Source organism: Streptomyces sp. ISL-96, assembly GCF_018614035.1.
Lineage (GTDB): Bacteria > Actinomycetota > Actinomycetes > Streptomycetales > Streptomycetaceae > Streptomyces.
Genome location: NZ_JAGGPA010000011.1, coordinates 370,548 through 381,620, shown reverse-complemented (window position 1 = coordinate 381,620; position 11,073 = coordinate 370,548). Strand labels below are relative to the sequence as shown.

Below are 11,073 nucleotides of genomic sequence, written 5' to 3'. Positions count from 1 at the left end.
CCGCGAAGTACGGGTCTAGGCAAGCCGCAACTCTGCCCGGTGCACCGCCCCGAGGGTGCCCGGTGTGATGCGTAGTCGCAGTGCGGAGCCGGTCGACAGCACCTGAACGGCAGCGTCCTTGGAGGTCACCGAGGCGACGGCCCGGTTCCACGTCAGGTCGATCGTGGCGCCGTCGCGCAGCGGCCCGCAGACGCGGACGGTGGCCGTGTCGCCGCTCTCGCGGATCACGACGCTCGCGGGCGCGGACGCGGTGACGGGGCCGGCCGTCCCGGCGAACCAGAAGTTGACGCCGGTGAACCCGAGCGCGGGGACGGCGACACCCTGCTGGTCGTTGGTGTTGGCCAGCACGGTGACCCGGCCCGTGTCGGCGGCGCGGGCGGCGGTCTCGGCGGCCGTCGCGCCCGGCAGCAGGACGTACGCGTACGTCGCCCACGTCGGGTCCGTGCCGTGGTCGAACCACAGCGTCAGATAGCGGCGGGTGACGGGGTCGGTCACCGCGCCCTTGTTGATGTCCGACCAGGCGCCGGTGCGCGCCTCACGGAGCGCCTTGACGGTGGCGCCGCCGGGGAAGACGTACCCGCCGTGTCCGGCGACGTGCGCCCAGCGCGCGCCGGTGAGGGTGGTGCTCCAGCCGAGGGTGGCGGGCTGGACCGTACCGTCGACGGTGAGGGCGTGCGCGCCGTTCGCGCCCAGGTTGCGGTTCTCGACGACCGACTCGACGCCTGTGCCGTCCCGGCCGTGGATGCCGGCGCCGAGGCAGACGACGGAGTCGTCCAGGAAGAACCAGGACTTCTTGGCGAGCAGCGTGGAGGAGAGGCCCTTGAGGTACTGGCCGACGGCCGCGTACGTCCCGTCCGTCGCCCCGCCCACCCAGCGCACGTCGGGCCGGGCCGCGCCCCAGACCCCGCCTTCCCCGTCGGCGAGCGCCTTGCGGGAGGCGGTGGTGCCGGGCAACCGGTACGGGTCGACGGTGGGCCAGAAGTCGTCGCTGTACTGGCCGTTGGCGTACGTGTCGCCCCACCAGTAGAGCATTCCGGAGCCGCTGTGCCAGGCGCGCAGGTTCTCGCCGTTGCCGTTCTCGTAGTACGTGATCCGGTTCGACGCCATGGAGAGGGCGGCGGCCCAGCCGGGGCGGCGGTGGACCGCCCGGTCCATGCCGGGGAAGAGGCGGTGGCCGACCGGTTCGGAGCTCACTGCCGCCGGGCCGTCGTTCACCGCCTTGAGGCGGGAGAGCTGGGCGACGCCGAGCACGGGGCTGGTCAGGAGCGGGCTGAAGTAGTCACGGGCGATCCAGCCCTTCACCATCCCGTCCCAGCGCGCTTTCTCGGCCGCCGAGGCGCTGCGCGCGAGCAGCGCTGTGCACGCGATGATCGAGTGTCCGCGCAGGTGGTCGTCCTGGCGGATCTGCCGGGTGTCCGTCTTCTGTACGCCCCGGCTGGGCGCGCGCCCGGAGACGCCGTCCATGGCCAGGCCGTTGAAGAGGAAGGGCGCGTACGCCTTCTCGACGGAGTCCAGGACGATCTGCCGGCCCGGGTCGGTGACCTCCCAGGCCGACCCCCTGAGCAGCGCGAAGAGCATCGACAGCCCGCCCAGCATCACGGCGCCGTACGACCCGGCGTACGGCACGTACGTGTGCTGGATGAAGCTGCCGTCGGCGTAGAGGCCGTCGCCGCTCGTCACGTACGGGAAGACCGGCGAAAGCGCGTCGCGGGCGAGGGCGAGCTTGGCGGAGCTCTTGCCGATGACGCCCCGCAGGGCGAGGACGCGGCACAGGTCGACGCGGTTGGCGCCGGTGGAGGTGCCGCTATAGGTGGCGACCGCGCTGTCGGGGACGAAGTGGTCGACGGCGGCGCAGTGTTCGGCGATGCGGGCGGCGCCGAGGTGGTCGTACAGCAGGACGTCGATGTCGAGGAGGGCCTGCGGGATGCCTATCTGCCAGTTGTACCAGTTGCCGTAGCGGGCCTGGGTGGCGTTGTACGCCTGGTCGTGGAGGTGGTCGAGGCCGGTGAGGATCTCGGCGCGGAGGGTGGCGTCGCCGGTGAGGCCGGTGCCGGGCTGGGCGTACGCCTCGGCCATGGTGCGCAGCCGGTTGTAGCTGGTGCCGAGGTTGCCGGAGTACGTGTACGACTCGGCGTCCGTGTCGGGTTCGGGGTCGGCGTAGGGAAGGTCCGGCCAGAGCGAGCCGGCCTGCGGGTTCATGGCGGCGCGCAGAGCGGAGGCGGTCGAGCCGAGGGCGGCGAGCTTGCCGGCGTACGGTTCGGCGGTGGGATCGAAACCGGCGCCGAGGGTCAGTTCGCGCCAGGTGAGGCGCAGGGCGTCATAGGCGTCGGCGGCGTGGGCGGACCACGCACCGAGAGGGGAGGCGACGGCGGCCGCGGCGAGAGCGGTGGCGGTACGCAGGAGGGCGCGGCGGGAGGGCATCGGTGAAACCTCCGGGGGAGCGGTGCGTCGTTGAACCCAGAACCACACTTGGGGTGAGCGGTTTCTAGCACGGAGACAACAGACCGGCAATGAATCGCACGTTCCGCCACCGAATTGATTGTTCGAGCAAAAACGTTCATGGATCGATCAGGTGACGGCTAGACTGGGCCTAGACGATCGAAACCACCGAAAAGGGGTACCGGAGCACATGCAGGCCGAAGACAGGCATCAGGCCATACTCGACACGCTGCATGAGCGGGGCTCGCTGCGGGTGACCGACTTCGCCCACGAGCTGCGCGTTTCCCCCGTCACCATCCGCCGGGACGTGGAGGCGCTGGCCGAACGCGGGTTGCTGACGCGCGTCCACGGGGGCGCGGTCCGGGCCGAGACGCGCGGCTCGTCGGTGCCCGGGGAGGCGCAGGTCTTCGGCCTGATCGTACCGGCGGCCGACTACTACTACCCGGAAGTGATCAAGGGCGCCCGGGAGGCCGCCGCCGAGCACGGCGTACGGCTGGTCCTCGGCATCTCGCAGTACAGCCCCGAGCAGGAGCGGGACCAGGTCCGCCAGATGCTCGCCGACGGCATCCACGGCCTGCTCATCACGCCGTGCAGTTCGGCGGACGCCGGGCCGTGGCTGGCCGAACTGGCCATGCCGCACGTGCTGGTGGAGCGGCGCCCCGGCGACGACATCTCCGGAGCGGAACGGGTGGTCACGGACCACGTGTACGGCGCGCGGCTCGCCGTACGGCACCTGGCGGACACCGGGCACCGGCAGATCGGGCTGATGCTGCGCGACGACAGCCCGCACGGCGCGCTGGTGCTGGAGGGGTACCGGAGCGGCCTCGCCTCGGCCGGCCTCGACGCACCCGATCCCTCCCTCTTCCGGCTGCCACCGCCGGCCGGGGACGCGGCCGAACGGGAGCGGCTGCTGGGCGCGTTCACCGACGCGGTGGGTGCGGGGCGGCTCGACGCGGCACTCATCCACAACGATCACGACGCGATCATGCTGCTCCAGCGGCTGCGTTCCCGCGGCATCGACGTACCGGGTGATCTCGCGATCGTCGCGTACGACGACGAGGTGGCCTCGCTCGCCGACATTCCGCTCAGCGCCATCGCCCCGCCGAAGCAGGCCGTCGGCGCGGCCGCGGTGGAGCTGCTCGTACGCCGGCTCGCCGACCCGGGGCGAGCCCGGCACCGGCTGGCGATCCTGCCGGAACTGCACGTCCGGGCCTCCAGCGTCTGACCTGGGAGGACGGTACGCACACCCGCGCCCAGTAGAGGCGATCAAACGACCGTTCTTTAGATCGATATCCCTTCTGATTGATCGTTTGTTCACTTCCTATTGACTCTGATCGTTCGTGGCCGAAAGATGTGCGTCAACTCGTCGCCTTCCGTAGGCCTCCCGTAGGAGTAGCGCAATGCAGCCAACCTCCCGTAAGTCCTCCATAGCCCTCGCGGCCGCAGTGGCCTCCCTGGCCGTCCTCGCCACCGCCTGTGGAGGCTCCGACACCGGCGCGGCCGACCCGGGCTCCGGCACCGCCGACAAGCCCGTCGAGATCGCCTACTGGTCCTGGCAGCCGGGCACCAAGGAGATGGCCGAGGAGTTCAACCGGACCCACAAGAACGTCAAGGTCGTCCACTCGGAGATCCCGGCCGGCCTCAACGGCGGTTACGACAAGCTCGCCAAGGCGGTCAAGGCCGGCAACGCGCCCGACGTCGTCAACGTCGAGTACCAGGCCGTCCCCGACCTGGTCACCCAGGGCCTGCTGCGCGACTCCACCAACGAGCTCGGCGAGTCCGTGGCAGGCAGCCCCGAGGCGGTGCGGAGCCTGGTCACGCTCGGCGGCAAGACGTGGGCCGCGCCCTTCGACGTCGGCCCGCAGACCCTGTACTACCGCGCCGACCTCTTCAAGAAGTACGGCATCGAGGTCCCCACGACCTGGGACGAGTTCAAGGCCGCCGCCGAAAAGGTCAAGACCGCCTCCAAGGGCAAGGCCCGCATCCTCGACTTCTGGGGCGACGACACCGCCACCTGGGCCGGTCTCGCCCAGCAGGCCGGCGCCCACTGGTACGGCAGCGAGGCCGACGCCTGGAAGGTGACCATCACCGACGCGCCCACCAAGAAGGTCGCCGGCTACTGGAAGGACCTGGTCAAGAACGACCTCGTCCTCAACCACAAGGCCTGGAGCCCGGAGGCCACCAAGGCCGTCACCGACTCGACGGCGATCGCCCTGCTCGGCGCCTCCTGGAGCGCGGGCTCCATCAAGACGACGTACCCCAAGCAGGAGGGCAAGTGGGCCGAGGCCCCGCTGCCGCACTGGGGCACCCCCGCCACCGGCGCGGTCGGCGGCAGCTCCTTCGCCCTCAGCAAGGACACGAAGAAGGTGAAGGCCGCGGCCGAGTTCGCCCTCTGGGCGACCACCGACCCCGCCGCGGTGAAGGCCCGCCTCGCCAGCGGCACGTCCAGCGCCCTGCCCGCCAACGAGACGCTGCGCGCCACCGCCAAGGCCAGCTTCGACACGAAGTTCTACGGCGGCCAGGACATCTACGCGGTGGCCTCCGAGCAGGTCCCCACCATCGCCAAGGGCTGGACGTGGAGCCCGGTGCACAACTCCACCACGCTGACCCTCCAGAACGAGCTGGGCAAGGCTCAGAAGACCGGCGAGTTCTGGCCCGCCTTCCAGGCGGCGCAGACCGCGGCCGAGAAGGGGATCACCGACCGGGGCCTCAAGCTCGCCAAGTGACCCGGTGAACGCGGGCCCCTCCGGGCCCCGTCCCCCGTCCTCCGCCCCGTACACGCCGCCGGGGAGGCGTCCTGGCCCCTCGTCCTGGGCCCCTCCCCGGCGGCCGGTTCCCCAAGGAGCTACCGCCGATGGCATCCCGGCTCGCCCGCGGACAGCGCAGCACACCGGCCCTCTTCATCGCCCCGTTCCTCGTCCTCTTCCTCGCCACGCTCGTCGCCCCCATCTGTTACGCCCTCTGGATGAGCCTGTTCCGCGAACAGTCCACGTCCGGCCTGGGCTTCGGGGGTACGCAGACGCTCTTCGTCGGCGCCGACAACTACCTGCGGGCACTGGGCTCACCCGCGTTCCGCCGCAGCTTCCTGCACGTCGCGCTGTACTGCCTGGTCTACATCCCGGTGATGGTGGGCGGCGCGCTGGCGCTCGCCCTGCTGGTGGACTCCGCCCTCGCCCGCGCCAAGAAGTTCTTCCAGCTGGCCTACTTCCTGCCGCACGCCGTGCCGGGCCTGATCGCCGCCATCATCTGGGGCTTCCTCTACACCCCCGGCCTCAGCCCGGTCATCGACTTCCTGTCGGCCTTCGGCGCGGACGCCGACCTGCTGGGGCCGGACGCGGTCGTGTTCTCGCTGGCCAACGCGGCGGCCTGGCAGTGGATCGGCTACAACATGGTGATCTTCTACGCCGCGCTGCAGGCCGTGCCCCGCGAGACCCTGGAGGCGGCCGTGGTGGACGGCGCCGGCCACCTGCGCGCCGCTTGGTCCGTGAAGCTGCCGATGATCCGCTCCTCGGTGGTGTTGACGATGCTCTTCACCGCGGTGGGCGCGATCCAGCTGTTCAATGAGCCGGAGGTGCTGCGCAGCAGATCCAGCGCGATTTCCACCGAGTGGAGCCCGGTCATGTTCATCTACCAGGCGGCGTTCAGCCGCAACGACTACGGCCTGGCGGCCGCCGCCTCGCTGCTGCTCGCGGTCCTCGGCGCCGCGCTGTCCTTCGTGATCACCAAGTTCGGCAACCGTTGGAAGGACGCGTGACCATGGCTCTCGACACCGCACCGGCCCATGCCGCCGCGCCCGCCGGCCCGCCGCGTCCCACACGGCCGCGCCGGGGGCCGAACGCCCGGTCGGCCCTCTCCTCGCGCGTCACCGTCAACACCCTGCTCGCCCTGGTCGCCGTCTACACCCTGATGCCGCTGACCTGGCTGGTCGTCAACGCCACCAAGAACAACGCCGACCTGTTCGGCCGGCCCGGCTTCGCGTTCGGCGACTTCAGCTTCTTCACGAACCTCGCCGACCTGTTCACGCACCAGGACGGCCTCTTCGGCCGCTGGCTCGCGAACAGCATGCTCTACTCGGTCGTCGGCTCGATCGGCTCCACCCTGCTGTCACTGCTCGCGGGCTACGCCTTCGACAAGTACTCCTTCCCCGGCAAGGAGAAGCTCTACGGGCTGGTGCTGCTGGGCATCCTCGTCCCGCACACCGTCATCTCGCTGCCCATGTACCTGATGGCCTCCGACATCGGCCTGGTCAACACCTACTGGGCGGTACTGATCCCCGGCCTCGTCAACCCCTTCGGCGTCTACCTGGCCCGGGTCTTCTCTGAGGGGTACGTCCCCGCCGAGACCCTGGAGGCAGCGCGCCTCGACGGGGCGGGCGAGATGCGGATCTTCCGGTCGGTGGCGCTGCCGATGCTGTCCCCGGCCTTCGTGACGATCTTCCTGTTCTCCTTCACCGCGAGCTGGAACAGCTTCTTCCTGCCGCTGGTCATGCTCAACGACGCCACGCTCTACCCGGTGGGTCTCGGCCTGTTCAACTGGAACGCGATCCTCCCGCAGGAGCCGCACTACTACGCCTTCGTGGTCACCGGCGCGCTGGTGTCCGTCCTCCCGCTTGCCATCGCCTTCCTGTCGCTCCAGCGCTACTGGCGCTCGGGCCTGACCGCAGGAGCCGTCAAGTGACGCCCCCGCCCCAGTCCCCGCTTCCGTCCCGCCGCCCCCGTACCGTCCTCGCGATGGACCCGCCGGTGTTCGAGGCGCTGTTCGATGCCGATGCCCTGGACCGCCTCGCCGCCGTGGCCGACACCGACCCCACGGCCGTGGTACGCGACTTCGCCGATCCGGTGCACACGGCGGCACTGGAGCAGGCGGAGGTCCTGCTCACCGGCTGGGGCTGCCCGCCGCTGACCCACGACGCGCTGGCCCGCATGCCCCGGCTGCGTGCGGTCGTCCACGCGGCGGGCTCCGTGAAGCACCACATCACCGACGCCTGCTGGGAGCGGGGCATCGCGGTCGCCTCGGCGGCCGGGGCCAACGCGCTGCCGGTGGCCGAGTACACCGTCGCGGCGATCCTCTTCGCGGGCAAGGGGGTGCTGGGCGCGGCCCGTGCGTACGGGGAGCAGCGCACCCGGGTCAGCCCGATCGATGTGATCGCCGACGGCGGCAACTTCCGCCGCACGGTCGGCGTGGTGGGCGCGTCGCGGATCGGGCGCCGGGTGATCGAGCTGCTGCGCCCGTACGACCTGCGCGTGCTGCTGTACGACCCGTACGTCACCGGGGCGGAGGCCGAGGCCCTCGGCGTACGGACGGTGGGGCTGGACACCCTGGCGTCGTCGAGCGACGTGGTGACGATCCACGCACCCGAACTCCCCGAGACCAGGCACCTGTTCGACCGGGCGCGGCTGGCGCTGCTGCCCGACGGGGCCACGCTGATCAACACGGCGCGGGGCTCGCTCGTCGACACCGACGCACTCACCGAGGAGCTGACCTCGGGCCGCCTCAACGCCGTCCTGGACGTCACCGAACCCGAGGTGCTGCCCGCCTCCTCGCCGCTGTACGACCTGCCCAATGTGCTGCTGACCCCGCACGTGGCGGGCTCGCTCGGCAACGAACTGGGCCGGATGGCGCACACGGCGCTCGACGAGCTGGAACGCTACGGCCAGGGCCTGCCGTTCGCCGACCCGGTGCGCAGACGGGGGCTGGACCGCTCGGCCTGAGTGTGCGCCGTCACAGCTCAGGCCACGGGAACGGGCTGTCGTACGCGCGGGCGCAGCCCTCACATGTGCTCGGCGCCGGCCTTGATCGCTGCACGGATGCGGACGTAGGTGCCGCAGCGGCAGATGTTGCGGATGCCGTCCAGGTCGTCGTCGGTGATCCGGCGGCCTTCCTCCTTGACGCGGCGGACCAGGGCGACGGCGGCCATGATCTGGCCGGGCTGGCAGTAGCCGCACTGGGCCACGTCATGGTCGAGCCAAGCCTCCTGCATGGGGTGCAGTTCGGCGCCGACGGTGGCCGCAAGTCCTTCTATCGTGGTGACTTCGTCGGTCGGCCGCAGGTCCTTGACGGGTATCGCGCAGGGATTGGCGGCCTTGCCGTTGAGGTGGCTGGTGCACGCTTTGCAGACGTTGATGCCGCAGCCGTACTTCGGTCCGGTGATGCCGAGGATGTCGCGCAGCACCCACAGCAGTCGCTCGTCATCGGCGGCATCGACGGTGACCTGTTCGCCGTTGACGCGGAAGGTGTGTTCAGGCACGGGGGGCTCCTGTCTTCAACGGACGTGTTCCAGGCCGTCGGTGGGGGACGCGGGGATCGGAGGAACGGTGGGTTTGGGTGTGAAGGAGAGGGTGCTGTGGTTGATGGGGAAGCTTGTCGGCATGGTGCCAGTGGCCCGGCCGTAGGCGCAGGCGACCGCGGCCATCGACGCGGCGACGCCGAGTTCTCCCGCGCCGCCGGGTTTCCCGGTGGTCGTCGGCATGACGATGATCTCCAGCTCAGGTGGTGTGTTCCACTGCCGGGTGTAGAAGTAGTTGTCCCAGCTGGCCTCAAGGAAGTGCCCGTCGCGCAGGTGCAGTCCGGAGGTCAGCGTCTGGGCGATCCCGTCCATGAGGCAGCCCATCATCTGGGCCTCCAAGCCGCGGGGATTTACGGTCAGGCCGACATCCACGGCGAAGACGGCCTTGGTGACACGCGGCCCGGCCACGCCGTCGCGGATGGGGCGGTTGACGGTCTCGGGCCGGCAGTCGATCTCCACCAGCACCGCGCTGAGCGCGTGGTACTCGGAGTGGAAGGCGATTCCCTGCGCGGTGCCGTCCGGCATGGCGCGGCCCCAGTTCCCGGCCTCGGCGACCTTGTTCAGTACCGCCCGGGAGCGGTCGTCGCGGAGGAAGTCGCGCCGGAATCGGTAGGGGTCCTTGCCCATCTTCGCCGCGAGCCGGTCGACGATCAGCTCCCGTGCACAGGTGACGTCGGGGGAGTAGACGCCCCGCAGACTGCCGGTGTTGAAGCTCTTGTCGGTTTCGGCGAGCAGCCGGCTGTGGACGCCGAAGTTGTAGGGCATCGACTGGGAGAGCTGGAAGAACGTCTCGGAGAAACCGATGTCACCCACCGGAAGTCTCGCCGCCAGGGCGGTGAAGACCTCGCCGAGCCCATGGCCGAGGTCGGTGGCCACACTGGTGTGCCGTTGCCCATAGCTGAGCACTGAATTGCCGAGGTAGGCGGCGCGCACGCGGGAGATGGCCATGGGGTGGGTGCGCCCTTGGCGGGAGTCGTCGGCCCGGTGCCACATGAGTTTCACGGGTTTGCCGATTTTCCTGGATATCTCGGCGGCTTCCAGTGCGGCGTCGTAGAACAGCTTGCGCCCGAAGGAGCCGCCGCCTTCGGTGACATGCACGGTGACCGCGTGGAGCGGCAGCCCGAGCTTGGCGGCGATGGCCTGTTGGGCGACGATCGGTGCCTTGAGGCCCGACCATATCTCCGCGCGGTCGGACCGCACGTCGGCGATGGCGCAGTTGGTCTCCAGGGCGCTGTTGCTGCGGAAGTGAAAGGTGAAGGAGGCTTCCACCGACGGAGTCAACGGGGGAAGTCCGAGAGGCAGTTCGGCGTCGCGCAACTGTTTCCGTACGGACTCGTCGGACTTCCCCTCCGCGCTGCCGGGCTTCCAGGACACCTGCAGGGCGCGCACGGCGTCGATGCACTGGCCGAATGTCCGAGCGCGCACCGCGACGCCGGTGGAGATCACCGCGACATCTGTGACGCCGGGCATGGTGCTGACCTGGGCGAGGTTGGTGACGGAGCCGACCTTGCCGTTGATGGTCGGCGGACGGCAGACCATGGTGGGCCTGGCGTCCGGGACATTGAGGTCCATAGCGAACTTCTTGCGCCCGGTGACGGCGTCGAGCGCGTCGATACGGTTCTGTGGCGTGCCGATGACAGCGAAGTCCCGGCGCTCCTTGAGCTCCACGGACACGTGCCGCGGCTCGATACTCGCGGCCTTCTCGGCGAGAGCACCGATGCCGATGCTCCCGCCCACGAGGTCGGTTATGACGCCGGCCTTCAAGGTGAGGTCGGTGACCGCCGCGCCGAGCTCGATCGCCGCCGCATCGAGGAGGCGGCCCCGGGCGACGGCGGCGGCGACCCGGACCGGGGTGAAGGTCGAGATCGTTGTGTTCGAAGCACCGGTGAGCTGATTGAACACCAGCTCGGGCCGCGCGTCGGCCGACGTGACCCGCACCTTGTCGAGCGGGACGTCCATCTCCTCGGCGATCAGCATGGCCGTCGAGGTGGTGATGCCCTGCCCGACCTCGGCCCGTGGCAACGCGAGCGACACGGTGCCGTCCGTGTGGACCACGACCTTGATCAGGTTCGAGGTCGGCAGGGCCGCCGCGGTCATCACGTCGTTGAGGTCGACCAGTTCGGTGATGTCCGCCGACGGGATCCCGGCCGCGGCGGTCCGGGCTGTGGCCTGTGGCGCCCGGCCGATTTCGGCGGCGGTCGCCAGCGTTGGAGCGGCCAGCACGTAGCCGAGAAACCGGCGCCGACCGATGCCGGGTGCAGCGGACTCGGACCGAGTCGTACGAGCAGGTGGCCGAGCCGGACGGTCATATCTGGTCATCGACGACGCCCTTCACCCATCGCTCCACA

8 protein-coding genes are annotated in these 11,073 nt (G+C 70.2%); 5 read left to right on the top strand and 3 right to left on the bottom strand.

From position 1 onward, the window contains the following. Nucleotides 1-15 precede the first annotated feature (15 nt). Nucleotides 16-2,421 (bottom strand): polysaccharide lyase 8 family protein, encoded by a 2,406-nt coding sequence (locus J7E96_RS08935; RefSeq protein WP_215129216.1) that lies wholly within the window; start codon nucleotides 2,419-2,421, stop codon nucleotides 16-18. Between the two features lie 208 nt (nucleotides 2,422-2,629). On the opposite strand from J7E96_RS08935, the gene J7E96_RS08930 reads away from it, so the two are divergent. From J7E96_RS08930 to J7E96_RS08910, 5 genes are all read left to right on the top strand, one after another. After that, on the top strand, nucleotides 2,630-3,664 hold the full coding sequence (locus tag J7E96_RS08930) for a substrate-binding domain-containing protein (protein ID WP_215129214.1): 1,035 nt from the start codon (nucleotides 2,630-2,632) through the stop codon (nucleotides 3,662-3,664). Between the two features lie 175 nt (nucleotides 3,665-3,839). Beyond that, nucleotides 3,840-5,165, top strand: coding sequence for an ABC transporter substrate-binding protein (locus tag J7E96_RS08925; protein WP_215129213.1), 1,326 nt, complete (start codon nucleotides 3,840-3,842; stop codon nucleotides 5,163-5,165). Between the two features lie 128 nt (nucleotides 5,166-5,293). After that, the gene (locus J7E96_RS08920; protein WP_215129212.1) at nucleotides 5,294-6,193 is read left to right on the top strand and encodes a carbohydrate ABC transporter permease; all 900 of its coding nucleotides are present in this window, start codon (nucleotides 5,294-5,296) and stop codon (nucleotides 6,191-6,193) included. A gap of 2 nt (nucleotides 6,194-6,195) precedes the next feature. Further along, a complete protein-coding gene (locus J7E96_RS08915; protein WP_215129211.1) occupies nucleotides 6,196-7,116 on the top strand; it encodes a carbohydrate ABC transporter permease in 921 nt (306 codons plus the stop codon). 53 nt (nucleotides 7,117-7,169) lie between these two features. Then, nucleotides 7,170-8,150, top strand: coding sequence for a hydroxyacid dehydrogenase (locus J7E96_RS08910; protein WP_215129275.1), 981 nt, complete (start codon nucleotides 7,170-7,172; stop codon nucleotides 8,148-8,150). Between the two features lie 59 nt (nucleotides 8,151-8,209). On the opposite strand, the gene J7E96_RS08905 is transcribed toward J7E96_RS08910, so the two are convergent. Together J7E96_RS08905 and J7E96_RS08900 are read right to left on the bottom strand one after the other, a co-directional pair. Beyond that, nucleotides 8,210-8,686 carry a (2Fe-2S)-binding protein gene (locus J7E96_RS08905; protein WP_215129210.1) on the bottom strand — a complete coding sequence of 159 codons (477 nt, stop codon included), beginning with the start codon at nucleotides 8,684-8,686 and terminating at the stop codon, nucleotides 8,210-8,212. A gap of 15 nt (nucleotides 8,687-8,701) precedes the next feature. Further along, nucleotides 8,702-11,044, bottom strand: a complete 2,343-nt coding sequence (locus tag J7E96_RS08900; RefSeq protein ID WP_215129208.1) for a molybdopterin cofactor-binding domain-containing protein — start codon at nucleotides 11,042-11,044, stop codon at nucleotides 8,702-8,704. Nucleotides 11,045-11,073 lie beyond the last annotated feature (29 nt).